This is a genomic window from Sulfitobacter sp. CW3, from assembly GCF_019392245.1.
GTDB lineage: Bacteria > Pseudomonadota > Alphaproteobacteria > Rhodobacterales > Rhodobacteraceae > Sulfitobacter.
Genome location: NZ_JAHXRL010000007.1, coordinates 22,918 through 48,580 on the forward strand (window position 1 = coordinate 22,918; position 25,663 = coordinate 48,580).

22 protein-coding genes are annotated in these 25,663 nt (G+C 56.5%); 11 read left to right on the forward strand and 11 right to left on the reverse strand.

What is annotated here, in order from left to right:
• The first annotated feature begins 48 nt into the window (after positions 1 to 48).
• Entirely contained in the window at positions 49 to 1,173 is a 1,125-nt protein-coding gene (locus tag KZZ06_RS15240; RefSeq protein ID WP_219580986.1) for a Hint domain-containing protein, read from the forward strand.
• A gap of 82 nt (positions 1,174 to 1,255) precedes the next feature.
• Here KZZ06_RS15240 and KZZ06_RS15245 read toward each other — a convergent pair whose 3' ends face one another.
• Positions 1,256 to 2,125, reverse strand: coding sequence for an MBL fold metallo-hydrolase (locus KZZ06_RS15245; protein WP_219580987.1), 870 nt, complete (start codon positions 2,123 to 2,125; stop codon positions 1,256 to 1,258).
• Positions 2,126 to 2,460: 335 nt separating this feature from the next.
• Here KZZ06_RS15245 and KZZ06_RS15250 point away from each other — a divergent pair, with 335 nt between their 5' ends.
• On the forward strand, positions 2,461 to 2,652 hold the full coding sequence (locus KZZ06_RS15250; RefSeq protein WP_219580988.1) for a hypothetical protein: 192 nt from the start codon (positions 2,461 to 2,463) through the stop codon (positions 2,650 to 2,652).
• A gap of 131 nt (positions 2,653 to 2,783) precedes the next feature.
• The gene (locus tag KZZ06_RS15255; RefSeq protein WP_219580989.1) at positions 2,784 to 3,029 is read left to right on the forward strand and encodes a DUF1289 domain-containing protein; all 246 of its coding nucleotides are present in this window, start codon (positions 2,784 to 2,786) and stop codon (positions 3,027 to 3,029) included.
• A 30-nt stretch (positions 3,030 to 3,059) separates the two neighbouring features.
• Here the strand turns inward: KZZ06_RS15255 and KZZ06_RS15260 are convergent, their stop codons facing one another.
• The 3 genes from KZZ06_RS15260 to KZZ06_RS15270 all read right to left on the reverse strand — a co-directional run bounded on the left by KZZ06_RS15260 (position 3,060) and on the right by KZZ06_RS15270 (position 4,731).
• Positions 3,060 to 3,533 (reverse strand): Dps family protein, encoded by a 474-nt coding sequence (locus KZZ06_RS15260; protein ID WP_219580990.1) that lies wholly within the window; start codon positions 3,531 to 3,533, stop codon positions 3,060 to 3,062.
• 111 nt (positions 3,534 to 3,644) lie between these two features.
• Complete coding sequence (locus KZZ06_RS15265) at positions 3,645 to 4,085, reverse strand: hypothetical protein (protein WP_219580991.1); 441 nt, start codon at positions 4,083 to 4,085, stop codon at positions 3,645 to 3,647.
• A gap of 145 nt (positions 4,086 to 4,230) precedes the next feature.
• Positions 4,231 to 4,731 (reverse strand): RIO1 family regulatory kinase/ATPase, encoded by a 501-nt coding sequence (locus KZZ06_RS15270; protein ID WP_219580992.1) that lies wholly within the window; start codon positions 4,729 to 4,731, stop codon positions 4,231 to 4,233.
• A gap of 188 nt (positions 4,732 to 4,919) precedes the next feature.
• Here KZZ06_RS15270 and KZZ06_RS22735 point away from each other — a divergent pair, with 188 nt between their 5' ends.
• The 5 genes from KZZ06_RS22735 (at position 4,920) to KZZ06_RS15290 (ending at position 12,205) form a co-directional block, all read left to right on the forward strand.
• Positions 4,920 to 5,027, forward strand: a complete 108-nt coding sequence (locus tag KZZ06_RS22735) for a peptidoglycan-binding protein (protein ID WP_368858722.1) — start codon at positions 4,920 to 4,922, stop codon at positions 5,025 to 5,027.
• 326 nt (positions 5,028 to 5,353) lie between these two features.
• Positions 5,354 to 6,346, forward strand: coding sequence for an HlyD family secretion protein (locus KZZ06_RS15275; RefSeq protein WP_219580993.1), 993 nt, complete (start codon positions 5,354 to 5,356; stop codon positions 6,344 to 6,346).
• A 7-nt stretch (positions 6,347 to 6,353) separates the two neighbouring features.
• Positions 6,354 to 9,113, forward strand: a complete 2,760-nt coding sequence (gene rbbA / locus KZZ06_RS15280; RefSeq protein ID WP_219580994.1) for a ribosome-associated ATPase/putative transporter RbbA — start codon at positions 6,354 to 6,356, stop codon at positions 9,111 to 9,113.
• A 2-nt stretch (positions 9,114 to 9,115) separates the two neighbouring features.
• Positions 9,116 to 10,252, forward strand: coding sequence for an ABC transporter permease (locus KZZ06_RS15285; RefSeq protein ID WP_219580995.1), 1,137 nt, complete (start codon positions 9,116 to 9,118; stop codon positions 10,250 to 10,252).
• Between the two features lie 417 nt (positions 10,253 to 10,669).
• The gene (locus KZZ06_RS15290; protein WP_257884396.1) at positions 10,670 to 12,205 is read left to right on the forward strand and encodes an alkaline phosphatase; all 1,536 of its coding nucleotides are present in this window, start codon (positions 10,670 to 10,672) and stop codon (positions 12,203 to 12,205) included.
• Positions 12,206 to 12,275: 70 nt separating this feature from the next.
• Here the strand turns inward: KZZ06_RS15290 and KZZ06_RS15295 are convergent, their stop codons facing one another.
• From KZZ06_RS15295 to KZZ06_RS15320, 6 genes are all read right to left on the reverse strand, one after another.
• Positions 12,276 to 14,060: a TRAP transporter fused permease subunit gene (locus KZZ06_RS15295; RefSeq protein ID WP_219580996.1), complete on the reverse strand. Its 1,785-nt coding sequence runs from the start codon at positions 14,058 to 14,060 to the stop codon at positions 12,276 to 12,278.
• A gap of 68 nt (positions 14,061 to 14,128) precedes the next feature.
• Positions 14,129 to 15,088: a TAXI family TRAP transporter solute-binding subunit gene (locus KZZ06_RS15300; protein ID WP_219580997.1), complete on the reverse strand. Its 960-nt coding sequence runs from the start codon at positions 15,086 to 15,088 to the stop codon at positions 14,129 to 14,131.
• A gap of 449 nt (positions 15,089 to 15,537) precedes the next feature.
• Complete coding sequence (locus KZZ06_RS15305) at positions 15,538 to 16,320, reverse strand: sterol desaturase family protein (protein WP_219580998.1); 783 nt, start codon at positions 16,318 to 16,320, stop codon at positions 15,538 to 15,540.
• Positions 16,317 to 16,835, reverse strand: a complete 519-nt coding sequence (locus KZZ06_RS15310) for a hypothetical protein (protein ID WP_219580999.1) — start codon at positions 16,833 to 16,835, stop codon at positions 16,317 to 16,319. The genes KZZ06_RS15305 and KZZ06_RS15310 overlap by 4 nt, the downstream gene beginning before the upstream one ends.
• On the reverse strand, positions 16,832 to 17,656 hold the full coding sequence (locus KZZ06_RS15315; protein ID WP_219581000.1) for a hypothetical protein: 825 nt from the start codon (positions 17,654 to 17,656) through the stop codon (positions 16,832 to 16,834). The genes KZZ06_RS15310 and KZZ06_RS15315 overlap by 4 nt, the downstream gene beginning before the upstream one ends.
• Before the next feature lie 37 nt (positions 17,657 to 17,693).
• A complete protein-coding gene (locus KZZ06_RS15320; RefSeq protein WP_219581001.1) occupies positions 17,694 to 17,876 on the reverse strand; it encodes a hypothetical protein in 183 nt (60 codons plus the stop codon).
• Between the two features lie 564 nt (positions 17,877 to 18,440).
• Here KZZ06_RS15320 and KZZ06_RS15325 point away from each other — a divergent pair.
• Together KZZ06_RS15325 and KZZ06_RS15330 are read left to right on the forward strand one after the other, a co-directional pair.
• On the forward strand, positions 18,441 to 19,592 hold the full coding sequence (locus KZZ06_RS15325; RefSeq protein ID WP_219581002.1) for an efflux RND transporter periplasmic adaptor subunit: 1,152 nt from the start codon (positions 18,441 to 18,443) through the stop codon (positions 19,590 to 19,592).
• Between the two features lie 18 nt (positions 19,593 to 19,610).
• Positions 19,611 to 22,730, forward strand: coding sequence for an efflux RND transporter permease subunit (locus KZZ06_RS15330; RefSeq protein WP_219581003.1), 3,120 nt, complete (start codon positions 19,611 to 19,613; stop codon positions 22,728 to 22,730).
• Between the two features lie 160 nt (positions 22,731 to 22,890).
• Here the strand turns inward: KZZ06_RS15330 and KZZ06_RS15335 are convergent, their stop codons facing one another.
• Positions 22,891 to 24,261 carry a phosphomannomutase gene (locus tag KZZ06_RS15335; RefSeq protein WP_219581004.1) on the reverse strand — a complete coding sequence of 457 codons (1,371 nt, stop codon included), beginning with the start codon at positions 24,259 to 24,261 and terminating at the stop codon, positions 22,891 to 22,893.
• A gap of 556 nt (positions 24,262 to 24,817) precedes the next feature.
• Between KZZ06_RS15335 and KZZ06_RS15340 the strand changes: the two genes are divergently transcribed.
• Positions 24,818 to 25,528, forward strand: coding sequence for an IS6 family transposase (locus tag KZZ06_RS15340; protein ID WP_219581005.1), 711 nt, complete (start codon positions 24,818 to 24,820; stop codon positions 25,526 to 25,528).
• The last annotated feature ends 135 nt before the right edge of the window (positions 25,529 to 25,663 follow it).

Sequence of the window (25,663 nt, forward strand, 5' to 3'; positions counted from 1 at the left end):
AGGGGCCGCCGCCTATATCCTTGGGCCGACCGCCTGAAGGAACCTAGCATGCCGTTAACCTGGGACGCGCTTTACCTTGGCAAGACTGCCTTGGATATTGATGAGACTGAAAATGATGGGGGACAAGCCGACAATGCTGCCGTGTTGGTTGGCAACACCTACGGCACTGCCGGTGATCCGCTTTGGGATCACGTTGTTTCTGTCACGGCCATCGATAACAACGGTCAAGCGGACATACTCGATAGTGATAACAATTTTCGCTATGATCAGCTGCGGTTTGATGCCGATGATGGCAATGGTTTGCAAACCAATCTCTTTGACTCCGCACCGATTTATAACGCGACGCTGACCTATACCGACGGTACCACCGCAACGATTACGGCGGTGATCATGCAGGATACGCAGGGAAATCTATTTCTTGCGCCGGAATATTCGGCCGGCCCCGATATAGATGCGATGGAGGCCAAGGCGATTGAAAGCTTGACGCTGGATTCACTGAATTCAACGACCGGCGATGCCGCGCCATCGCGGATTCAGACCGAATTTGTTTGCTTTGCCTCGGGCACCTTGATTGCGACCTCTGATGGGGACCGCGCGGTCGAGGATTTGGTGCCCGGTGATCTGATTATGACCCATGATAACGGACCACAGCCGCTGTTGTGGCGGGGCGCGCGGACCCTCAAGTTTTCTGTCGCGGCTCAGCACCCGCAGCAGCCGATTGAATTCAAACCCGGCGCGCTTGGGGTCGGGCAACCGAAACACAGGTTGGTTGTTTCACCGCAACATCGCATGTTGTTGCACATCGGAGATCGCGAGGTGCTTGCCCCTGCTCTTGGGTTTGTTGGTGCTGCGGGCGTGCGTAAAATGCGCGGGTCGCGATCTGTCACCTACCATACATTGCTGCTGGCCAATCACGAGATCATCATTGCCAACGGTGCCTTGGTCGAGAGTTTTTATCCCGGCCGTGTGGCGATGGACGTATTGACCGCAATGCAAAAACTGATGGTGGTTGTGCTGCGGCCCGCCGTCTTGCGGGATCCAGATTGCGGTTTTGGCCCCTATGCGCGCAAGACCATCAGCCGCCGCGACGCCGAGGCGCTTGTGCGTGGCGCTGGCATCCGCAGCAGGCGCAAGGTGGGCGACGCGCAGGGGCAAAGACCCCTCGTGCATTAGGGTTCTATTCCGTCAGCCATCAGTCACGCCCATTGTCCGTATACGCGGTGTGCGTTTGGGCAATGGGCGCAGCGGGGGCCGTTTAGCGGCTTTCAAAATAGTTAAGCGGCACTTTCAGATAGGACCGTCCGTTATCTTCGGGGGCGGGCAGGCGGCCGCCACGGATGTTGACCTGAAGGGCGGCCAACATCAGTTTAGGCAAGGCCAGTGTCGCATCGCGGGCATCGCGCACGGCACGATATTCAGCTTCGGTGGGCTTGTCCTTCCAGTGAATATTGCTGGCAAGATGCTGTGCGACGGTTGCCTCGCATTCTGCGGGGCGTTTGGGGGCATAGTCATGGCCAACAAAGACGCGCGTGTATTCAGGCAGGGCAAGGATCGCAGAGATGCTGTTGTACAACTCGCCCGAATTGCCGCCCGGAAAATCGGCGCGCGAACTGCCGCTGTCGGGCATCATCAACGTGTCATGTACAAAGGCAGCATCGCCCGCGACATATGTGATCGAGGCCAGCGTGTGGCCGGGTGAAAACATTACGGTCACTGGCACGTTGCCCACCATGAATATGTCGCCATCGGCGAACAGGTGATCCCATTGTCTGCCATCGGTGGGGAAATCATCGGGCAGATTATAGATATCCTGCCACAAGTTCTGAACGCTGGTTACCTTTTCGCCGATCCCCGTTTTGGCACCTGTTTCGGCTTTCAGCCATGGCCCGGCTGAAAAATGGTCGGCATGGGGGTGCGTGTCGAGTATCCATTCCAGCTCGATCCCGGTTTGACGGACATAGAGCAAAATTTGCTCGGCGTTTTTGGTTGATGTGGCACCGGCCAGTGGATCGAAATCCAGCACAGGATCGACGATCGCCCCTTTCATGGTGACGGGGTCGTGAAAGACATATTGCCAGCTTCCGGTTGGTTCATCCCAGAAACTTTTGACGACTGGATTGCTCATATTTACTGTCCTTATGCTCGGCTTTTGATCGATTACAGATTGCGTTTGGAAACATATTTAATATCGTGAATGTATATTTCCAGTGATAGGCTGCATTGACCGTAATCTTTGTGGCAGCGTGGGAATCTGATCTGGGTCAATTTCTGCCGAAATCCGCAAGATGTCTTGACCCGTCACTTAAGATAGTATCTGAGTATTTAAGTAAGAATAATGCGGCGCGGCCAAAAACCGTCGCCTGGTAACGAGTGGTGCTGTCAAATGGGCCGCACTCTCTTTTCCCCGCGTGCTGCGCCTCACTTGGCCCAGCACGCACGCCAATAACTCCGGAGGCACAGATGGTTGATATCGCCCCGACACATACGCCGCGCACCCGTTTCGGTGATGAACCGACGTTGAAAGCCGCTGGTCTGGAGGCACGGCAAACATGTCGCCGGCGCGAAGTCATGTATGATGCGCTGTGCGAGGGCGCGTCGGATACGGCCTGCTTGGAGGCTTTGTGCGACTGGCTAGAGGAGCGCAAGCGATGAGCGGAAGACGATGCCCCGTGCGATTTGACCTGTGGTGCCTTGGCAAGCGTTGCCTGTCCCCCTAGAAGTCCGCCGGAATCCTCCGCTTGTACATTTCCCCCCAGCTTGATTACGGATCAGCAAGGTGTTTCATGGCTAAAACCCCAAGTCCCTGCATCGACGTTTGCAAATTCAAACGTGAAGGGCACTGTATCGGATGTTCGATGACAAAGGCGCAAAAGTCGCTTTTCAAGTCGCTGAAAAAGGACGGGCACCGTGCGGGTTTCGTTCAGATGTTAACGGCGCAGCAGGAGCGGCTGGGGAAGTATACGCATTGGGACGCGGCGTATCGCAAAAAGCTGGCAAAACGAAAAATCGCGGCCGAGAAGGTTCTCTAGCCGCGACTTTTACATTCTAGTTGGTGTAGATCAGCCTGCGAGATGCGCGCGCAGGAACCAAGCGAATTTTTCATGGGTTGTACCGCGCGAGATGCACAAATCTTCGGTCAATGTGTCGCCATGTTCGGCGGCCAATTCGCCCGCGCCCGCAAGTGTAGAGGCCAGCGTTTGCTGTGCTTCCATCATGATGCGGATCATTTCTTTGTCCGTGGCGTGGCCGTCGTGTTCGTTCACTTTTGACCGCTTCAACATACCGGCAAGCGTGCCTTCTGCATGCACGTCCAATGCGCGTACACGTTCGGCCAGATCGTCCTGACCGATAAAATGGTCTTCGTAAATTTTTTGGAAAAGATCATGCAACGGGCCAAAACCCATGCCTTTGACGTTCCAGTGAAAATTTTGTGCAAGCATTGTCGTCACGGCGGTTTCGGCCACGGACTGGTTCAATGCGTCAGCAATTGCTGTTTTAGCGTCGGTGGTCAACGCTGCTGCGGTCTGAGTCATCTGCTCACCCCAATTATGTGTTAAAATTTGTGGCTGGCTGGCGGGCAGCTGGCTTGCCTAGCCCTTAACATAGAGGTCAAAATCGGTTTGCCAAGTCTTTTTAGAATTATTCTAAATCTTAGAAAATTGCTCGGAAATGCGTCCAAGCAAAAACCCGATATATCTGCGGTCTGCGGCAGTAATCCGCGACTTCAAAAGAAAGCTCAGGTTGCTAGTATCGCCACCCCAAATGCAGAACAGGCAGCGCATCACCCAGGATTCGTCAAATGACAGCTCGGTCGCGCCGGGCGCAAACCAGGTGATCTGTTTCTGCGTGGCGGTCGGAAGGCATTTGATAAATGTTTGTATAAAGGTGCGTTTCGCGTCTTCGCCGTCGAGGGTCAAAAGGGCGCATGCTTCATAAAGGTCTGTGCGTGCAGCCACGCGACACCCCATTGCGGCCAGCCGCAAATTATTAAGAACTGCGCGTTGCCCCGTTGTCATCTGGAAGGTTGGTGCAGGGCGTTCAAACCCGTCGTGTTCCATCAAGGGCAGAGTAGAAACTTGCGCCATATTTTGCGGTATCCGTTGTTCCGGGCAGGGGGGGTGAATCGCCGTTTATTATTTCCGACTATACTTATAAGGTATTAGCGAAAATTCAAGCGGGGATATTTTTGCCCCAAAACCTGATGCTGCACGGGAACCGGAAAATCGGTTTCTAACAGGCCGGTGTGGTGGTGTCCGACATCCGGGCAATCGAGTACAAATCAAACGCCTCGGATACGGTTCCTTTTCCCCATATCAGCCTTGGGTCCGACGTACCGATCGAAACAGCGCGAAACGGCAAATCGGCCACCGGTTGACCGATCTCTAACGCGTGTTCCCAGTCGACCGGAGTGATTGTTGAACCGTTCACAATCAGATTGGCGGGCTTGAGGTCGCCGTGGATCAGCCCCTTGGCGTGAACAGCTGTGAGGGTGTCCGCGAGCTGCTTGAGCAACCCCGGCCAAAGATCGAGCGACACCTGCGACAGGGGTGATCCCAGTATCAGCTCGCGGCGCACGATCAGCACGTCCTCAAGCAATTCAACATTTACAATACGGGGGACGTTCAATCCAGACAGTCGCTGCATGGATTGAAGCTCGTTCTCTAAAAGCTGGCGAGACAGACCAGACTTTGCACGCTTTTCAACGACCCTCTGCCCGTTCCAGTAGGCCATTTGACACTCGGTTTTGTCAGGTAGCACGTTCACGGTTGAACACCCGCCTGGCGAGGGCGACAGATCACATCAGCAAAAGTTTGTCGCGCAAGGCGTACCAACCACCAGTCTCTGAAATGATTGCCGGAACGTTGTACTGACCAAATATCCGCGTAGCACCGCGCCTAGTCCCACGTACGCGTTCTGCGATCCAAAGACGGCTGCAGATTGCGGGCCACTACGGCGGGCAGATTGATGGTATTTTCGGACGGCAGACGCGCACCGGCCTCGTTTCTTGGCGCAATGCACTGCAATAGTGCCAATGTGATTTGTTTTGCGACTGGCGGACTGTGAAATGCTGGGCTCAGATAAATCGTAAGCGCGGCTGAGGTTCCACCGTCCCATAACAGGTCCGTCACACGACTGAAGTCGTCGCCGCTCCTCTTCCCTCGTTGAACGAGTTTCCATTAACGTGCCCGATCCCTCGCACTGCACTGCGCAGGATTGAAAAGATTTACGCCGAACGTGCGAACGCGTTGATATGTGTCAAATTACTGTCTTCCAGTTCGGGATAATTCTTTGTTGGGGCGTTCGAGAGTCTTCGTACTTGCTGTTTCGTCAAGCTAACTAAGGATATCTGAAAATGAACACGCGTCTTTGGATTGCCGCGCTGGTTGTCGTCGTCTTGGGGGCTGGCGCGTATTATTTGAATCTGGATACGGGGCCGGAATTACCCGAAGATTTCGCCCTTGGTAATGGCCGGGTTGAGGGCGTGCAGATCGACATCGTGTCGCGGATTGCGGGCCGGGTCGAAAGCGTCGACGTGCTTGAGGGCGAATTGGTCGAGGTAGGCCAGCAGGTCGCCAGCATCGACACAAGGCTTCTTCGGACTCAGTTAGCCAGTGCCAAGGCCCAAGTGGCCAGTGCCGAAGCGCAGACGGCTTCGGCCGCGGCCAATGTTGTGCAGGCCGAGGCGACGCTTGCGCTTGCCGCGATCAGTCTGGATCGCACCCGGGAATTGAATGAACGCGGCACGGCGACGGACGCCCAGCTTGATGCAAGCGAAAGCGAACATGCGGTGGCAGAGGCAAACCTGCAGGCCGCAAAGGCGTCATTTCACGCGCAGCAGGCGTTGGCCGAAGTGTCACGCGCCGCTGTGGAAGAGGCGCAGACGAATATCGAGGATGCCACGCTCGTGGCACCGCGTCCGGGTCGGGTGCTCTATCGTCTGGTCGAACCGGGAGAGATGGTCGCTTCGGGCGGTCAGGTGGTGTCGATGGTCGACCTCGGCAATATCTACCTCGAATTCTATCTCTCCGAACTTGACGCGCACCGCATCGCTATCGGCAATGAGGCACGCATCAAGCTTGATATCGCCCCCGATTTTGTTGTGCCGGCTCAGGTGTCGTTTGTCTCGCCGGTTTCCCAATTCACGCCCAGTCAGGTCGAGACCGAGGACACCCGTGCCGAGTTGGTCTTTCGCGTCCGTGTCCGGATCGCCGAGGAACTGGTGAAAGAGCGTATTCAGATGATCAAAACCGGTATGCGCGCGGTGGTCTATGTCCGCTTGACCAGCCCCGAGCCGTCGGAGTGGCCGGATTATCTGACTGTCAATATTCCGCCGGTCGCGGAGTAGGCCTGCCATGAACACGGGCGTCTCATCCGGCGGGCAAGATGCAGTTGTTCGCATCTCAGGGCTGAGCCAACGCTACAAATCAGTTGTCGCGCTCGACGCGGTTACGCTTGACTTGCCACCCGGCCAGATCGTCGGGTTGCTCGGGCCGGATGGGGTTGGCAAATCGACGCTGCTCGACCTGATCGCCGGGGCAAGGGTCATGCAAGACGGTACCCTTAACGTGTTGGGCGGCTCGATGAGCGATGCCGCGCACCGGCGCCGGATTGGTCCGCGCATCGCCTATATGCCGCAGGGTCTGGGCAAGAACTTGTATCAAACCCTGTCGGTGCACGAGAACCTGACGTTTTTCGGTCAACTGTTCGGGCAGGGCAAGGCCGAACGCGAAGCCCGGATCAAGCGGCTGACTCGCGCGACGGGGCTTGACCCCTTTGTTGATCGCCCGGCGGGAAAACTCTCGGGTGGTATGAAACAAAAGCTTGGCTTGTGTTGTTCGCTTTTGCACGATCCGGATCTTTTGATCCTTGATGAACCGACCACCGGCGTTGACCCCCTTTCACGGCGCCAGTTCTGGGAACTGATCGACGCGATCCGCGCCGAGAGGACGGGCATGTCGGTTTTGGTTTCGACAGCATATATGGACGAAGCAGACGGTTTCGACTGGTTGGTGGCGATGGATGCGGGCCGCGTCATCGGCACCGGCACAGCAGCCGAATTGCAGGCCCGAACCGGTGCCGCGACATTGGAAGAGGCGTTTGTTCGCCTGTTGCCTGACAGCAGTGGTGACGTTTCAGGGCCGCTCGAAATTCCACCGCTGACCGACGATGGCGGCGCACCGGCGATCACAGCGCGCGGCCTGACCAAACGGTTCGGGGATTTCACCGCCGTTAGCGATGTCAGTTTTGACATCCGACCGGGCGAGATTTTCGGTTTCCTCGGGTCCAACGGCTGCGGCAAAACCACGACAATGAAGATGTTGACGGGGCTATTGCCCGCCTCGGAGGGCGAGGCACTGCTGTTCGGCAAGCCGGTCGATGCGCATGATATGGCGACGCGCCACAGGGTCGGTTTCATGAGCCAGGCGTTTTCGCTTTATGGCGAGCTGACGGTGAGCGAGAACCTCAGCCTGCATGCGCGGCTGTTCAAGCTGGAAAAGCGCAAAGCCCACAGCCGGATTGACCTTATGCGGGATCGGTTCGGGCTTGGTCCTTATATGGACAAGCGGGCAGGTGCCCTGCCGCTTGGGATGCGTCAGCGCCTGTCGTTGGCAGTGGCAGTGTTGCACGAACCCGAAGTGCTGATCTTGGACGAGCCTACGTCGGGGGTTGATCCTGTGGCGCGGGACCAGTTTTGGGAATTGCTGATCGAATTGTCGCGGGGCGACAGGGTGACGATCTTTATTTCCACCCATTTCATGAACGAAGCCATACGCTGTGACCGGATATCGTTGATGCACGCGGGTCGGGTGTTGATTAGCGATGCCCCCGAACAGATCATACAGCAGTCGGGCCATGATAATTTGGAAGCGGCGTTCATCCACTACATCGAAGCGGCTTCGGGCAACGGCGCGGCGGGCGACCCCGAAGCCCTTGCGCTCGGGGCGGTCGCATCCGACGCGGGGTCCAGCGACAGGCTTGGTCGCTTCAGCCTGAAACGGCTGCTTGCGCTCAGCCACCGCGAGACGCTCGAGGTCCTCCGCGATCCGATCCGGCTTGCCTTTGCCGTCTTTGGCAGTGCCATCCTGTTGGTGGTGCTCTCGTTCGGCATGGGCAGTGAAGATGCCGCCGCAGAATTCACCGTGCTCGACTCAGATCAGACACCTGCCAGCCGCGCCTATGTCGCCGCGCTCGATGCCTCGCCCGATCTGACCGAAGTCGCATCGGTGCTGACGTTGGACGCATTGCGGGATCAGCTGGTGGCCGGAAAGGTGGATGCCGGCGTGGAAATCCCTGCCGGGTTCGGCTTGGACATGGCGCTAGGGCGCGACACGGATATCTTTACCCTCATCGATGGCAGCAACGTCAACCGCGGTGAAACCGTGCTGGCCAGCCTTGAAGAGGCCCATACCGCCTGGCTGGCTGATCAACAGCGCCAGACATATCACGTGCGCGAACATACCGTGGTGGGCGTCGATGTGTCGGCGCGGTTTCTCTACAATCCGAATGTCGAGATTATGATGGCCATGGGTCCCTCAGTTCCCGCAATCCTGTTGATGCTGTTCCCTGCGATCCTCATGGCCGTGTCGGTTGCGCGCGAAAAGGAGGTGGGGACCATCATCAACTTCTACGTTACGCCGACCAACAAGGTGGAATTCCTGCTGGGCAAGCAAATCCCCTATGTTGCGCTTGCCGTGTTCAACTTCCTGTTGCTGACGCTGATCGTGACGATCGGCTTGGATGTCCCCCTAAAGGGGAGCTTTCTGACGCTGATGGCCGGGTCGGCATTGTTCGGCTTTGCCTCCACCGGATTCGGGCTTATCGTTTCGTCGATGGTCAAAAATCAGGTGGCGGCGGTGACCGTTGCCTCGCTTTTGTCGGTGCTCCCTACGGTGACCTATTCGGGATTGACGCAACCCCTGTCCACGATGTCGCCGACGGGCCAAACAATCGGCGCGCTTTGGCCAGCCTCGTATTACCTGAGCCTGAGCGTTGGCAGCTATACCAAGGGTCTGGGCTTGGAATACTTGTGGACGGATCTGGTGGGGCTGGCCGTGTTCGGCCCGGTGTTCTTGGCGATCGCCACCGTGTTTCTAAAAAAGCAGGAGCGCTGAACATGGACAGGCTGCAACGCATCTTCTGGTTGGGCACGAAAGAGCTGCGGGCCGTGACATCGGATGTCGCCATGGTGGTGATGATCATCATTGCCTTCACGCTGATGGTTGTGGTCGGCGGGGGAGAGCACAATGGCCCGGGCGGCGGCAGCTCCACCAATATGACCATCGCGATCGTAGACGAAGACAACTCGGCGCTAAGCCGCGGCATTGCCGACGGATTTCTGGAGCCGGATTTTTTGCCTCCGACTTACATCAGCGCCAACGAGATCGGGCCGGGTCTGGATGATGGGGCCTTTATGTTCGCGCTATCGCTGCCAGCAGGGTTTGAGTCTGATCTGCGCCACGGCCGGTTGGCCGAGCTTTTGCTGACCATCGACGCCACCCGCGCCACTATCGTCGCCGACGGGGCAACGATGATTTCGCTGGTGCTACAAACCGAAGTGGCGCGGTTCCTCACCCGCACTGATTCAAGCGATGACGGCGGTGCCACCCTCGTCACCCGGGTCGCATTCAACCCGACCGGCGACGCGTCCTGGACCGGGCCGATCTCGTCGCTGCTGGACAACCTCTCGATGTTGACGATCCTGTTGACAGGGGCCGCGCTGATCCGCGAGCGGGAACGCGGCACGATTGAACATCTTATGGTTATGCCGGTCTCCTCGTTTGACATCGCGATGGCCAAGATCTGGGCCAACGGGCTGATCCTCATCATTGCCTTCGTCATCTCGCTTACCTTTGTCGTCCAGGGTGCCATGGCAGTGCCGCTTGCCGGATCAGTGCCACTGTTGCTGGTCGGCACTGCGCTGTTCATTTTCGCCACTGCCGCCATCGGTATCATGCTGGCCACGTTGGCCCGTTCAATGGCGCAATTCGCGATGCTGTTCATGCTGACCTACCTGCCGATCATGCAGCTTTCCGGCGGCGTCAGCCCGGTCGAAAACCAGCCGGAAATCCTGCAATACATCACGTGGTTTCTGCCCTCACGTCATTACCTCGATTTCGCCAACTCTGTGCTGTTCCGGGCCGCTGGATTTGATGTGGTCTGGCCTCAGATCGTGACAATCGCGGGGCTCGGCACCATTTTCTTCTCAATCAGCCTCAGCCTTTTCCGCCGTTCCATCGAAGCCAGCGGGTAAGCGGTGGTTACTGCGTCTAACTATATATAGCGCCGGACAGTCATGTGACCCAGCTTAACGACTGGTCCGAAACTCTGCGACCAACTCTCTGGGGCGGTCCCGCAAAATCGTTGCGTGAACCGCAGTTAGCGTCGTGCGTCAGGCAAAGTATCGACCTGCACTATTGGACTTGTTCGCGGTCAATCCGGCGCAAGATTTGGCCATAGGGCCTGCGCGGGATGCGGGAGTTTGGTTCGGTATGGGCTCAGAGCAAAATTAGTAAAGCAACTGGAGCCGCCCAAGCGCCAAAACTTCAGTTGCTGGTATACCCACTCTGGATGCCACCCATTTTCATAAAGCTTTCACAAAACTGTCGATGGAGTGAAATCCTGATTTGGAATGACGCTGCATATCAGCAACATTCAGGAGGCGCAGTTTATGCCACGTATATCCTTCACCCGCCGTCAGGCGCTCTTGGGCTCCGCGGCCCTTGGTACCTCATTGGCGATGCCATCCCTTTCGCGTGCGCAATCGCGCCCCTTAATTACCCATGGGGTGATGTCCGGCGATGTCGCCCATGACGGCGCAATGATCTGGAGCCGCGCGGACCGCGAGGCGAAGATGCTCGTGGAATGGGCAACGACCGAGAGCATGGAAAATGCGCAGGCTGTCCCCGCTTTGGCTGTTGGTACGCCAACGGATTACACAGGCAAGATGGCGTTGACTGGCCTGCCCAGCGATCAGGATATCTTTTACCGGGTGACGATGACCGATCTGGCAGATGGCACCATGTCCGAGCCCACATTGGGCAAATTCCGCACCGCCCCGATGGGCAACCGCGACGTCAGTTTTGTCTGGTCGGGCGACACCGCCGGTCAGGGCTGGGGCATCGACGAGGATCGCGGCGGCATGACCACATATGCCACGATGCTGGGCCACACCCCTGACTTTTTCCTGCATTCGGGCGATACCGTCTATGCCGACGGCCCGCTGAAGGAAGAGGTGGAACTGGACGACGGGACCATCTGGAAAAACATCGTCACGCCCGCCAAAAGCAAGGTTGCCGAAACCCTTGATGAATTCCGCGGCCAACATCTGTACAACTACATGGACCGCAATGTTCAGGCGTTCAACGCGGCGGTGCCGATCATCGCGCAGTGGGACGACCACGAGGTCACGAACAACTGGTACCCCAACGAAGTGCTTGCGAGCGACGACCGCTATGCCGTCAAATCCATGCAAACGCTTTCGGCGCGCGCGTCCCATGCCTTTCACGAGATGATGCCAACGCGGCAAAATCTGGCAGAACCGATGCGGGTCTATCGCAAGGTTTCTTATGGTCCGCTGCTGGATATCTTTGTGATCGACATGCGCACCTACCGTGGTGACAACACTGCCAACACCGAAACAGAAGCGACGCCGTTTCTGGGTGCAGAGCAAATGGCTTGGCTCAAGCGCGAAATGGTGAATTCCACTGCCACGTGGAAGGTGATCGCGTCTGATATGCCCATCGGGATGATGGTGCGTGACGGCGACACAAACATGGAAAACGGCGCGAATGGTGACGGTCCGGTGCTGGGTCGCGAGCAGGATATCGCGGCGGTGCTTTCCTTCATCAAGGCTGCAGAAATCGCGAACACGGTCTGGCTGACGGCAGATGTCCATTACACCGCGGCGCATCACTATTCACCAGATCGGGCGGTCTTTCAGGAATTCGAACCGTTCTGGGAATTCGTGTCAGGCCCGCTGCATGCCGGTACCTTCGGCCCGTCCAGCTATGACAACACATTTGGCCCCGAAGTCCGGTTCGCCAAGCACCCCGAAGAGGGCAAGGCAAACCTGCCCCCCAGCGACGGCCTGCAGTTCTTTGGCAAGGTCGACATTGCAGCCGACACTGCCGTGATGACTGTGCGGTTGATGGATAGCGCAGATGTCGAACTGTGGTCGGTCGAGCTTGAACCGAAAGTAGTCTGAACGATCAAACAACGGGGGCGGCTATCATAGGCCGCCCCCATTTTGATCCCGGAACCCGGATCAATTTCGATCAAATAAACACACCCGAAAATACAACGGCTAGCCCGGCACCGACCATAAGCACAGTTGGCACAATGGTGCGTGCGCCGATCAACCCATATGAGACAAGCGTTAACCCAAATGCGACCCGCAGCGTTGCGACAATCGCCGCAATCGGCGTTTCGGCCAGTCGCAGCATGTCGGGGTTCGCGATCATTCCCAAGGGGATGATGTACAGACCGACGCCAAGCGCCATTGCTGTCATCGCCACCTTGAGCCAGTTTTCACCAATCATGCCCGCCGCGATAAAGACAGCACCGCAGACGGGGGGCGTGATTGTGGATAGCAGGGCAAACCAGAACACAAACAGATGGGCCTGCAACGGCTCCAGCCCCAACTGCGTCAGCGCCGGACCTGCGACTGAGACACAGATGACATAGGCGGCTGTCGTGGGAACCTCCATCCCGAGGATCAGGCAGGCGAGGGCGGTCAGGAGCAGCGATGGCCAGAGCAACCCGCCCGACCCTTCAAGGATCAGTGAGGTAATTTTGACCCCCAGGCCGGTGATCGACAGGACCCCGATAATGATAGACGCACACAGGATAATGGCCGCGATCATCGACACCTGTTTGGCCGCATTCAGCACTGCGCCCGTGAAACGGTCAATGATCTGGGCGCGGTCGCTTTTCAGGTCGGCGTTGATGAAGAGCAGCAAGGCACCCGCAAGAATGGCCAGCGCGGCAGAATATTCAGGCGTGAATTTCGCGATGAACATTGACCATAGCAACACCGAAAAGGGCACAAGAAAGAACAGCGAGGTGATGATCACATCGCGCCGGGCCGGACGGTCGGCAACATCCACACCTTTCAGGTCAAACCGCCGCGCGTAGGCGTTGATGCCAACCCAAACGGCAAGGAAATACAGAAAGGCAGGCAAGATAGCCGCAGCCATGATTGACGTGTAAGGCACGCCTGTGAGTTCAACCATGACAAAGGCACCGGCACCCATCAGGGGCGGCATGATCTGCCCGCCCGAAGATGCAACGGCCTCGACCGCGGCGGCCAGCCGTTTCGGGTAGCCGAGTTTCGTCATCGCGGGCAAAGTGATCGCGCCCGTTGAGGCGACGTTGGCCGACGCAGACCCAGAGATAGAGCCGAAAAGCGCCGAGGAAATCACCGAAACCTTGGCCGCACCGCCCTTGAGCCGACCAGCGGCGGCAGCGGCGACGTTCATAAAGCCCTGACCGGCCTCGCCCGCGTTCAGCACGGCGCCAAAGATCACAAAGATTGACACCACCCCGACGGAAACCCCCGTAAGCGACCCCCAAATGCCGCCTTCGGCAATGGTCAGCGTGCCCAGAAAGCTGTTCAGCGGCGTACCTGAATGCCCAAACTGGCCGGGGATATATTCGCCGTAAAGCCCGTAAAGCAGGGCCGTTCCCGCCACCAAAGGCAAGGGCCAGCCGATCGCGCGGCGCGCCGTTTCAAGCGTGACGGCCAGCAAAGTGATTGCAATCGCGCGTTGGAAATTCCCCTCGAGAAATCCGTATTGATCCCCCAACATGTCATTGTTCAACGCAATCCAAAGCGCTGCACTAATGCCAAGCACAGCCAGCACGATACCACTGATCAGGCCCACACGGCTGGTGGCACCCAGCACCAATACGAATGGTAGGATAAACGCCATATGCAACGGTCGACTGACCAGATTTGGCACCAAGCCAGAGAAGATCAGGGCAAGGTGATAGCCCACCAAACCAGCGGCGAACAGCAGCCAGAAAGCCGCGACAATGCGACTGTTGAAAAGTGTATTCATGGGGAAGTCTCTTTGGATAGCGAAAGCAGGCCGGATGCATGATCCAGCCTGCTTAAAGGTGCGCTGCTTTACTTCTGCGCGTCGGTCAGGTCGATGCCTGCCTCGGCGTAATAGCGCGCGGCACCGGGGTGGATTTTACCCGCGATATTGCTCAACAGGGCTTGGTCAACGCCGTTCCACCAAGGGGAGGTATCACTAAGCTTGGCCTTGCTGTCCCAAAATGTCTTGGTCAGTTGGTATGCCGTGTCATCATCCATTGCGGTGGTTGTATAGGCCACAACCGGAAGTGACGTTGTCGTGATGTCGGCGTCTTGCCCAGCATAGGTGCCCGCAGGGATGGTCAGCATCGTGCGCTTTGTCTGGGCAATCTGGTCATCGTTCAACGACAAGACCGTGACCGGGGTGGATGCCGCCGCTTCGATCACGTTGGGCGCGGGCCATGAACCTGCGGTGACAAAGCCGTCAATCTGACCGTTCTTGAGGGCAGCAACCGCATTTGAAAGCTCCGCATCCGCGATTTTTACCTTGTCGGCCAGTCCGAACATCTCGATATATTTTGCGCCTTCAGTCGCCCCGAACGAGCCTTTGCCCAGCAGGATTGTCTTGCCCTCCATCCCCATCAGATCGGTGACACCGCTGTCGGTAGACATCACAAAATGCATGGTCAAAGACGGGATCGGGAACAATGCGCGGATTTCGTCAAATGCCGGATCCCCTTTGCCCTCGAACATGGCTTTGCCTTTTTGCGCAAGACCGACCAGTGCGGGGGGTGTGGTGAACACATAATCGCCACCGCGTGCCTTGGCTTCCATCACGTTCTGGACGGAACCCTGGCTTTCCTCGACCGTGACGATCACATCGCCATCGGTACCAGCCTTCATGGCCTCTGCCAGCTCAACCCCCATTTGGTAATAAGACGACCCTGTTTTGGCCGATTTGTAAGTGATGCGCGTTTCAGCTGACGCAGCGGTTACAGCCATTGTAGTCACAGCGACTGCCGCCATTGCTGATTTCAATAAGAAGTTCATCCTAAACCCTCCCTTAAGATGTTGTGGTTCTATGTAAATCGTGACGTGTCTGGTCGACTTCCACAAGGAACAATGCGGCGCTTGTTGTTGCAAATGACGTCACAGTAGTTCTGCCTGATTCACGCTTTTTGAAGACTTCGCCTTATGTAGAGCTGTCAATCGTCATGGTAGGAGCTTCTGAAGCTGTTGTTATTTACTGATTTGGTAGTGCTCTTTATCCAAAGATCTAACGCGATTAAGGAGATCGGCAAAACGCGCTTGCGGTGTGTTTCCAGCGCGTCCACGTCTAGTTGCTGAGAGCTGATCCATCGTTGGCGATTGGAGCGGATAAGATATGGGCTGTGGACTTTGTACATGACCCAGAAGCCACTTGTCGGATAATGTGAGTTCTGATTACCGTCCGATAGACGCCCCCGCTTCTCCACTGCAAAATTTCAGTTCCATTATAGTCAGGAATATGGGTTCTTCCCAAAAGGGGCCTTCAATAACGCGTGCAGATCTGTGGAGCGCTTCTCAGAATATTGGGTTAGGCCATATCGAAATTTGTTCTTGGGTCGTTTTGGGTCCTTTAAGTACGTCTTGAAAAGACGATCCCAAATGGCGAGGTCGTGGCCGTAATTCGTGTCGGTTTCTGCGACATGATCGGAATGATGGATGTGATGAAGTGCTGGGGTCATAATATAGGGCGCAAGCATGGCATCGATACGGGGGGGAAGTCGCAGCGTGGTATGATGGCTGAGGTCGAGCAGTAAGACGATTGCCGCATGCCACACGATAGCGAATGGATCCAACCCCAGTATGGCCACAATCCCAAAATTCACTCCCGACAGGATCAGATAAATGATCGGGTGCGCTCTGAAGGTCGTTGTTACATCGAGCTCCGTGTCGGAATGATGAATTTTGTGGAACCGCCAGAGAAACGGGATCTTATGTGAGGCCAGATGCACTAGGTAGTCCCAAAGGCTGATGGCCATAAAACTAATCACAAACAAGATTACGCCTGTTACTCCAAGCCAATTTAAGACGCCAAAGCCAGTGTCCTGAGCCCACTGCCCAGATGCATAACTACTCAGAGGGATGATAGCCGCCAGACCAGACGATAAGCCGATCAATGTCAGATTAGCAGGCCAACGCTGGCGTGCGATCGGTCGATGGCGGGCTTCTAAAAGCTCTGCTGCCGCGATCAACCCGAAAAACAGCAACCACCATGATAGGAGTACTTCAACTATCATGATGTCTCCCACGCACGGACCCAATCAATTTCTGGAAGGTTACAGTTTTTTGGCCACAGCAAAGCCAGCTGGTACTTCGAGCGGCGGAATCGCAGTGTACTGGACGACAGCCTGACCGCATAGCCAAGCTCGTTTTTCATCCAATGCCATGTCAAGAGAACCCGAGAGCCGCTCTCATATTGGTAATTTAGGTAACGGAAGAGAAACCTCTCTCCTTTACGCGCATGGTCTTCGGCTACACTTTCAGCCAGTACGCTGATTTTCATTGTAATTACCTGTAAAGGTGCCTCACACTCCTGAGCATAATAACTGTAACCAATTACACCTTCTTCTTCTACAATTGGTGTGACGTCACCCATTCCGGCTTCTCTTAAGAGGCCTTCGACACTCGCGACCAAGTTGTTTGTTTTAGCAGCTATCGACCCGGCATAACGCGCATGTTGGCGTGTTATGCCGGATAGCACCGCGAGGCACAGCACAAGCGCCCACCACAAGACAACGGTGCGCCGTGTCATCCTATCTGATTCCGCTGCCAAAAGTAGATCGGTACGATGCTCAGCAGAGCGATGAGGACTATCTGGGCTAGACCAAAAATATCTGCGCCGCTCCCATGATGCCAGAATTCATATGACTGCAAACCCGGTGTCATCAAACCCAAGCGAATTGTATTTCCAAGTGTAAGTGCAACGATCAGGGCTCCCACGACCAGCCCGTCTTTTGCCACCAATCGCGATCGAAACATGCCTTTGAAAGCCGCATATCCCAATAGGGCTAGGCTTAAGTTTGAGAATACAGAACATGCGCCGATCATTTCGAGACGCATGCCGCTTTGCGAAACAATCCGAACTCCAACAGCGTCGAGCTGGAAACCCATCAGATTATTTACCAGAACGGCTATCTGTACTTCACCAACCAGAAACCAATCCTTGAAAACTTGGAAAATCAACGGTGCAATAAAGCCATTCACGCCAATAGCGATATAGACTAAGCCTAAAAAATAATCATCTTCTCGATGCGGCCCTCGTTGGGTGATGTAGAACACTCCAACGACACCCATCGCAATTGCGATGTCAAAACGGTACCCCATCAATCCCGTCAGGGTCGACACGACCACTGCAGTGCCAAAAAGTAAAAAATCCTCACGCGTGGCAAAGTTGGTTTTCGAACTGGTAGTCAGAATATGGAACAATGCGACAAAGCTAAGCAGTACAACGAGGTTGGTAGCCAATAGCAATGAAAGCCAGTCTTCGAAAGGAACCAAAGCAGCCTTGCCGACAGCAGTCTGAACAAGAAAGTATAGCCAAAGCCCGATGTGGACCTGCTGGCGCGGAATCATGGACTACACATGCACGACAGTACCACATCGGAATTCATTAGCGAGAGCGGTTCCAAAACCGATATCCGGCATAGGCGACAACTGCGATGCCGAACCCAATTGGGCCTGTCGCTCCTGCAACCGGCAAAGGAACAGGTATCCCTGCTGACGCGGTTCCAGCAATTAGAGACAAAAAGGTTACGTAAATAGTTGTTTTCTTCATCATCATACCTGATTTCATTGTTCTCTCCAGGAAGTAGGTCGAAGTTTAATCCAATAAATATTATACATATTTGAGATGCAACACGCCGTTTTCGATCGGCATGCCGTTAGTATCACCCAAGGGTGGGTCTCAAGCAAGGACATTTGCGTTTCGTCGCTCCCAGCTAAACATTCCGCCGCGATCTGACCCACTGGCCTTAGTCTCGACACTCTTGCCGCTTGAAACTTGGATCCGCATTCGGATCTGTTGATTGGTTGAGCGGCCAGATAACGGATGGAGCGAGACCAGGCGTTACCCTACAAGGGATAGAAGTGAGCAGCCTACTGTTAGATAATGCCACAGCGAAAATGCGTGGATTTTAAGCTGTCCATGCCCCCGCAATGCCGACTGCAGGATTTATCCTTCGGCGCGCGGAATTTTCACAGGATTGCATTGACTTCTGCACCGCAGAAAATATGTAGCGGATATAGTAAGTGTAACTTAGTATATTGCATCCTCTTCAATATTTTTTGCCGCATTGCCGTAAGGCGCTATACTAAACCTTAGTTTGTTACCGATAACGTCTGACGGGACCACCAAACCATGAATTCAATCCACCCCATCCGGCACCTGCCGCTGCTTTGCCTTACGCTTGTTTCTTTGGCCTTTCCGGCTGCGGCACAACAGCAAGGGCGTCCGCCGCCAGCCGTTACTGTCGCGACGGTCCAGCCGCAGGACGTGACGCTGACAACAACCCTGCCAGGCCGCGTCGTGGCATCTGCCACGGCCGAGGTTCGGCCGCAGGTTGCGGGGATTGTTACTGAACGCCTGTTCCAAGAAGGTGGGTCGGTCGAGGCGGGCGATGTGCTGTATAAGATCGATCCTGCCAGCTACGAGGCTGCCGTCGCTCAGGCAGATGCAGCGGTGGCGCAAGCGGAAGCACAATTGAATGCCGCGCAAAAAGAGGAAGTTCGGCAACAGGAGCTGGCCTCGCGCAATGTCGCCAGTACCGCCTCGCTTGATACTGCCATTGCCGCGCTTGATGTAGCGAAGGCAGGGCTTCAGGCCGCGCAGGCACAGCGCAACGCAGCACAGATCGAGCTTGACCGGACCGAGATAACAGCGCGTTTGTCGGGCGAAATTGGCCGGTCGTTGGCCAGTCAGGGCGCATTGGTAACTGCAAGTCAGGCCAGCCCGATGGCGGTGATCCGCAACATCGACACCGTGTACGTGGACGTCACACAATCCGCCGCCGAGATGCTCGAATGGCGGCGTGGCAATATGGGCGAACGGATGGGCGACAGCATGCAGCGGGTCAGTTTGACGCTCGCCGATGGCAGTCTGTACGATCAGACCGGTACGCTTACGGCTGCGGAGCCTGACGTGAATGAACAGACTGGCGTTGTCGTGCTGCGGATGTCGTTCGACAATCCCGGCAAGCTGCTGCTGCCCGGCATGTATGTGCAGGTCGAGATGCCTACCCGCACCGCAACGGGCGTGTTTGTCGTTCCCCAAGAGGCCGTCAGCCGGGATCGCCGTGGGCGGCCCATCGCGATGGTTGTGGGTGCTGAAAATGTAGTCGAGGCACGTTCGCTGACCGTCTTGCAGGACATGGGCGGTAGTTGGGTGGTCAGTGAGGGGCTTAACCCCGGCGACCGGATCGTGACCGTTGGCCTGCAAAAGGCCAGCCCCGGCGCGACAGTGACCCCCGAGGACCAAGCGGCGACAGCGCCGTCCGATACAAAAACCGAATAATTCAGAACCGGAATTTCCATGGCCCGCTTTTTCATCGACCGCCCGATTTTTGCTTGGGTCATTGCGATCTTCATCATGGGCATCGGGGTGCTTTCAATCCTGTCGCTTCCCGTGGCGCAATATCCGCAGATAGCGCCACCGACAGTTTCGGTTAATGCCGTCTATCCGGGTGCATCGGCTGATACCGTGGCCAATACGGTGACACAGGTCATCGAACAGCAGATGACGGGGCTGGACGGTCTGCGCTATATCTCGTCCAGTTCGACGTCGTCGGGCAGCGCCAGCGTGACCCTGACGTTCGAGACGGGTACTGATCCCGACATTGCCCAAGTCCAAGTGCAAAACAAACTGGCGCAGGCCACTGCGCTGCTGCCCGAAACGGTGCAACGGCAGGGTGTGACGGTTCAAAAATCGTCAGCCGGATTCTTGATGGTGATCTCGCTGATCTCCGAAGATGGTAAGCTGGATGCCACTGACCTTGGCGATTATCTGACCACCAACCTTGTTAACGAACTTAGCCGGGTCGACGGCGTTGGCAGCGTGCGGGTCTTTGGTGCGCAATACGCCATGCGCATCTGGCTTGATCCGGCCAAGCTGGCCGCGTTCGAACTAACACCATCTGACGTCGTCGCCGCCGTATCTGCCGAGAACGCGCAAATCTCTGCCGGGGCCTTTGGGTCGCGCCCTTCGATCGAGGGGCAACAGCTTTCGGCGACGATCACAGCGCAATCCTTGCTGCGCACGCCCGAGGATTTCCGCCAGATCGTGTTGCGCGCCGAAACCGACGGTGGTCTGGTTCTGGTCAATGACGTGGCCCGTGTCGAGATCGGCGCCGAAAGCTATGCCACGGTATCACGCTTTAACCGCAACCCGTCGACAGGCATGGCGATCAGTCTGGCACCGGGTGCTAACGCGCTGGACACGGCAAATGCGGTCGAGAGCCGGATGGATGAGCTGGCGCAGTTCTTCCCCGAAGGCGTGACCTATGTTGTGCCTTTTGACACGACGCCTTTCGTCACAATCTCGATCGAAGAGGTGATCAAGACACTGATCGAAGCGATCATTCTTGTGTTCCTTGTGATGTACCTGTTCTTGCAGAATTTCCGTGCAACTTTGATCCCGACACTGGCGGTACCTGTGGTTCTGTTAGGCACATTCGGCGTGATGGCCGTGCTCGGATTTTCGATCAACACGCTGACAATGCTTGCCATGGTGCTGGCAATCGGTCTGCTTGTGGATGACGCGATTGTAGTCGTCGAAAACGTCGAACGGATCATGGAGCAAGAAGGCCTTGGCCCGGTCGAGGCGACGCGCAAATCGATGGACCAGATCACCGGCGCGCTGGTGGGCATTGCCGTTGTGCTGTCCGCCGTGTTCGTACCGGTCGCGTTTTTCCCCGGCTCTACGGGGGTGATTTACAAGCAGTTTGCGGTTACGATCATCTCGGCAATGACGCTGTCGGTCGTGGTGGCGCTGACGCTGACACCCGCGCTGTGTGCGACGTTGCTTAAGGCGAAAAAGCACGATCAAAAGCGGGGGCCGTTCAAGTGGTTCAACACCGGATTTGACAAGCTGCGCGGCGGCTATGCCGGGCTTGTTGGCGGCATCGTGCGTCATCCGTTCATCAGCGGCATCTTCTATCTGGCGATCATCGCCGCCATGGGCGCGCTGTTCCTGCGCACACCGCAAGGTTTCCTCCCGGACGAGGATCAGGGCATTCTATTTACCCTCATACAAACCCCGACAGGTGCCACCGCCGACCGCACCCTCGACGTGGTCAAACAGGTCGAGAATTACTATCTCGACCAAGAAGGCGATATGGTTCAATCCGTCTTTGGCGTTGTCGGGTTCAGCTTTGCGGGGCAAGGGCAGAACCTTGGCCTTGTCTTTGTGCGCCTCAAAGATTGGGAAGAACGCACCACGCCAAACCTCAGCGCCAAGGCGCTGGCGGGCCGTGCATTTGGTGCCTTCAGTCAGATCAAAGACGCGCAGGTGTTCCCTGTTGTGCCGCCTTCGGTGATCGAGCTTGGCAACGTGTCCGGTTTTGATTTCTACCTTCAGGCGCGTGGCGGGCAGACCCATGAACAGCTTTTGGATGCGCGCAACCAACTGCTCGGTGCCGCAGCGCAAAGCCCGTTGATCGCCTCGCTTCGCCCCAGCGGGCTAGAGGACGCAGCGCAGTTCAACCTTGATATCGACTGGCGTCGTGCCGGCGCGATGGGCGTGACCGCCAGCGACGTGGGCAATCTGCTGACCATCGCCTGGGCCGGCCGTTATGTGAACGATTTCATCGACGAGGGCCGGATCAAGCGCGTCTATGTCCAAGGCGAGGCTGACGCCCGCGCGTTGCCCTCCGACCTGCAAAAATGGCGCGTGCGGAATGCCAGCGGCGGGCTGGTTCCGTTCTCAAACTTCACCGAGGCCAACTGGACCTTCGGCCCTCAAGGTGTGAACCGCTATAACGGTGTGCCAGCAATGCAACTGCAAGGCTCCTCAGCCCCCGGTACCAGCACCGGCGAGGGTCTTGCCGAACTGGTCCGGCTTGCCCAAGATTTGCCGCCCGGTTTTGTCATCGCCCCAACAGGTTTGTCGCTTGAAGAACAGGAATCCGGCAATCAGGCGCCGTTGCTTTATGCCCTGTCGCTGGCTGCGATCTTCCTGTCACTGGCCGCGCTCTACGAAAGCTGGTCAATCCCCTTTGCGGTCATGCTTGCCATGCCGATTGGTGTTCTCGGTGCCTTGTCCGGAGCCTATCTCGGCGGGTTTGAAAACGGTGTCTTCTTTCAGGTCGGCCTGCTGACAGTGATCGGCCTGACCGGCAAAAACGCGATCCTGATCGTGGAATTCGCCCGCGACCGTCGAGAAGAGGGTGAAAGCATCATCAACGCCGCCCTCGACGCCGCAAAACAACGGTTCCGTCCTATCATTATGACTTCAATGGCGTTCTCTCTGGGGGTACTGCCACTGGTCCTGAGCAGTGGCGCGGGTTCCGGCGGTCGCACAGCCATCGGCAGCGGCGTGCTGTCCGGCACCATCGCGGCGACCGTGCTGGGCGTTTTGTTCGTGCCGTTCTTCTTTGTGATGATCGCACGGATTACGCGGAATAGGGATGATAAGAAGATTGACGCCACGGGGTAGCTCTAAACGCGTCGGAGGGGTGCTGACACTTAAGCCGGAGCTTGTGCGCGAGCTTTGCTGCCCGCAGCGACGCGACAGATTTGGGATAAATTAGACGAAAGCTACGGGGTTTTGATTTTTAAGGTTGGGATTTATCCTCAAGTCGATGAAGTTTAGCCCGCTACCCCATCATCTGAGCGCGCAAGGTTTCTAATCCTTGCTTCAGCAAGGCTTCTGCGGCTGCAGCGCTATCCGCTTCCGTATAGAACCGTAGTTCTGGCGCGTTGCCAGAGGGACGCAGGTGCACGATGCGGTCACCTGCGCAGATCATCCGCAAGCCGTCCGTCCGGTCAATTGCGACCTCGGTCAGGTTAAACTTCTTCAGGAAATCAGCGCGGGTACCGTCTTGCGTGCTCAGGTCGGCGATAAAGGCTTGCGCCTCCTCAGTGGCGACACCCTGCAAGCGGTCCGAAGCCGTGAAACGTGGGGGCTGGTTGGCAACGGCGGCGGCCAGACTGCCCGCCGATTTGGCTGCCATCAAGCTGGCTAGGATCGGCAGCACGGCATCGCGGGTCATCAGGGCTGGCAACTGCCCTGCCGGTCCGCTTGCATCATAGCCCAACAGGAATCCGCCGTTTGCCTCGTACCCCACGACGCGCCCCGTGACCGTTTCCATACCCGCGATCACAAAGGGCGATCCGATCTTGGTGCGGATAACGCGGTCAAAAACCTGCTCAGCCCCTGAGTTTGACGATACAGGCGTGACGGCGACCTGCGCACCAAGAGCGGCACCCGTGATTTGCCCCAACACATCACCCGGCACTATGTTGCCCGTAGCATCCGCGACCAAGGGCCGGTCGCCATCGCCATCGGTAGACACAACCGCATCCAGCGGATGGCTGCTGGCCCAATCGCGCAGCTGCGCGCGCACGTCTTCAGGCACGGCCTCGGTATCCACGGGCACGAAATGCGCGGCACGACCGAGTTCAGTGATTTGCGCACCCAGCTGGGCCAGCAGATTAATCATCAAATCGCGCCCCACAGCGGAATGGCTGTAAACCCCGATACGCATGCCCGCCAGCGCTGTGCCATAGGCGCTGGTATAGCGCGCGATATAAGCAGCCTCTGCCGTCGTATTGGTAATCGGCTCAGGGCCTTTGTGGGGGGCGCGCGCATCAAGGTTGGCCAGAATAGCGGCCTCATGAGCTTTGGTGATCTCGCCCTCGGGGGTATAGAATTTCATGCCATTCCGATCATCCGGAATATGACTACCCGTCACCATCACGGCTGCACACCCAGCGTTCATCGAGGCCAACGCCAAAGCAGGCGTCGGCACAGCCCCCGCATCCGTGACCTGCACCCCCATTGCGCGAGCAGCATCCGCCACCATCTTCGAGATTGCAGGCGATGACCCCCGCAAATCCCGCCCGATCCAGATGCCATTTCCGATAGGGCAAGACGCGATAAAGGCCTTGACGTGAAAACCGATAAGGTCGGGCGTAAGTTCAGTAACAAGCCCACGCAGGCCGCTGGTTCCGAATTTGGGGGGCATAGCAGAGTCCTTTGCTTTATTGTCTGGCCTGCTGCAGCAAGCAAGGGGCCAGCGTCATCTGGGTAGGTGGCGTGTGCTTAGTTCGCTACATCGGGCAATGCCAGTGAAAGGATGGAATAATGGTGGGATGACTGCAACTGCGTAGGCTACATTAAGCCTTCACGACCATTCCATCCAGATATAAACCTCACCGAGGCGGAGCTGCAGACGCCGCAGTTTAAGCACCATCCGAGGCCAGAGAAACTGGCAGCCCCGGCGAGATTGCTTTCAATCAAGGCTTGTTCAATGCTTCCTCTTTAGAAAAGCGCGAGAAGCTCTTCGGACAGAAGGATTATGGGATGTGTTTAGAAGCACTATTGATTTAATTATGTCACTCGATCTGCCATGTTTCCCTAATAGCATCGGGGGGTATTGCCACGCAGTTGGTTGGGTTTGATCAAGATATTTTCGCTCCATAATTATTCCAACCGATATGTGTGAGCGGTATCTGAACCGCGACGGGACTGTTGCATTAACCGGCGAAATTTTGCGATTATTGTTGTGAAACGGGGCCATTATGCCAAGTAAACAGCTATTCAAGCGTCATCGGTTTCCGGCAGTAATCATTTTGTGCGCCGTCCGAATGTATTTGCGATACCCGCTTTCATACCAAGATGTGGCTGATCTTCTCGCTGAGCGTGGTCTCAACGTTGATCGTTCGACAGTTTTTCGTTGGGTTCAGAAGTTTGGTCCCGAACTGTCCAAACGGACAGAACAGCATTTGGGTCGTTCAAGCCAGGACTGGCATGTTGACGAGACCTATATCCGGGTAGGTGGCAAGTGGCGTTACTTATGGCGTGCGATTGATGCGAAGGGGCAGCTGGTGGATTTTAGGTTGACTGCCCGACGCGATGCCAAAGCGGCCAAAGCCTTTCTAAACAAGGCCATCGAGCGGGTACGCCTGCATCGTCCTGTATCAATCTGCACCGACAAAGCCCCCACTTACCCTAAGGTGATCCGCGAAATTAACCACCGGTATGACCCCCATTTCGATTACATCACCCACGTTGATCGCAAATACCTCAACAATCGGGTTGAGAGCGATCATGCCGCGCTAAAATGGTTGTTGGGATATCGGCAAAGCTTTCGATCTCTGCGATCTGCGAAAGCGACTTTGCAAAGCATGGAGACGATCAGAACAATCAAAAACGGACACATCCACAATCGACTACCAGGCGTTCAAGGTCAGATTACCTTCGTTCAAAACTTGTTTGGGCTCGCAGCATAGGTGACTACCAGATCAGAATTCGTCAGCATTGATCGGTTAACGCAACAGTCCCAGGCCGGCTAGGTCCGCAAAGCGGACAGCCCCAAAATTTAACCGGTGCCAGAAACAACTGACACCGGCTGACTGCAGCGCTTA

Excerpts from the sequence above, each read along its gene's own strand:
- KZZ06_RS15255 (WP_219580989.1), top strand. The coding sequence starts at position 2,784 with ATGGCTAAAACCCCAAGTCCCTGCATCGACGTTTGCAAATTCAAACGT.
- KZZ06_RS15340 (WP_219581005.1), top strand. The coding sequence starts at position 24,818 with ATGCCAAGTAAACAGCTATTCAAGCGTCATCGGTTTCCGGCAGTAATC.
- KZZ06_RS15310 (WP_219580999.1), bottom strand. The coding sequence starts at position 16,835 with ATGACACGGCGCACCGTTGTCTTGTGGTGGGCGCTTGTGCTGTGCCTC.
- KZZ06_RS15330 (WP_219581003.1), top strand. The coding sequence starts at position 19,611 with ATGGCCCGCTTTTTCATCGACCGCCCGATTTTTGCTTGGGTCATTGCG.
- KZZ06_RS15260 (WP_219580990.1), bottom strand. The coding sequence starts at position 3,533 with ATGACTCAGACCGCAGCAGCGTTGACCACCGACGCTAAAACAGCAATT.
- KZZ06_RS15240 (WP_219580986.1), top strand. The coding sequence starts at position 49 with ATGCCGTTAACCTGGGACGCGCTTTACCTTGGCAAGACTGCCTTGGAT.
- KZZ06_RS15285 (WP_219580995.1), top strand. The coding sequence starts at position 9,116 with ATGGACAGGCTGCAACGCATCTTCTGGTTGGGCACGAAAGAGCTGCGG.
- KZZ06_RS15275 (WP_219580993.1), top strand. The coding sequence starts at position 5,354 with ATGAACACGCGTCTTTGGATTGCCGCGCTGGTTGTCGTCGTCTTGGGG.
- KZZ06_RS15245 (WP_219580987.1), bottom strand. The coding sequence starts at position 2,125 with ATGAGCAATCCAGTCGTCAAAAGTTTCTGGGATGAACCAACCGGAAGC.
- KZZ06_RS15320 (WP_219581001.1), bottom strand. The coding sequence starts at position 17,876 with ATGAAATCAGGTATGATGATGAAGAAAACAACTATTTACGTAACCTTT.
- KZZ06_RS15295 (WP_219580996.1), bottom strand. The coding sequence starts at position 14,060 with ATGAATACACTTTTCAACAGTCGCATTGTCGCGGCTTTCTGGCTGCTG.
- KZZ06_RS15335 (WP_219581004.1), bottom strand. The coding sequence starts at position 24,261 with ATGCCCCCCAAATTCGGAACCAGCGGCCTGCGTGGGCTTGTTACTGAA.
- KZZ06_RS15325 (WP_219581002.1), top strand. The coding sequence starts at position 18,441 with ATGAATTCAATCCACCCCATCCGGCACCTGCCGCTGCTTTGCCTTACG.
- KZZ06_RS15305 (WP_219580998.1), bottom strand. The coding sequence starts at position 16,320 with ATGATAGTTGAAGTACTCCTATCATGGTGGTTGCTGTTTTTCGGGTTG.
- KZZ06_RS15270 (WP_219580992.1), bottom strand. The coding sequence starts at position 4,731 with ATGGCCTACTGGAACGGGCAGAGGGTCGTTGAAAAGCGTGCAAAGTCT.
- KZZ06_RS15290 (WP_257884396.1), top strand. The coding sequence starts at position 10,670 with ATGCCACGTATATCCTTCACCCGCCGTCAGGCGCTCTTGGGCTCCGCG.
- KZZ06_RS15315 (WP_219581000.1), bottom strand. The coding sequence starts at position 17,656 with ATGATTCCGCGCCAGCAGGTCCACATCGGGCTTTGGCTATACTTTCTT.
- rbbA (WP_219580994.1), top strand. The coding sequence starts at position 6,354 with ATGAACACGGGCGTCTCATCCGGCGGGCAAGATGCAGTTGTTCGCATC.
- KZZ06_RS15265 (WP_219580991.1), bottom strand. The coding sequence starts at position 4,085 with ATGGCGCAAGTTTCTACTCTGCCCTTGATGGAACACGACGGGTTTGAA.
- KZZ06_RS15300 (WP_219580997.1), bottom strand. The coding sequence starts at position 15,088 with ATGAACTTCTTATTGAAATCAGCAATGGCGGCAGTCGCTGTGACTACA.
- KZZ06_RS15250 (WP_219580988.1), top strand. The coding sequence starts at position 2,461 with ATGGTTGATATCGCCCCGACACATACGCCGCGCACCCGTTTCGGTGAT.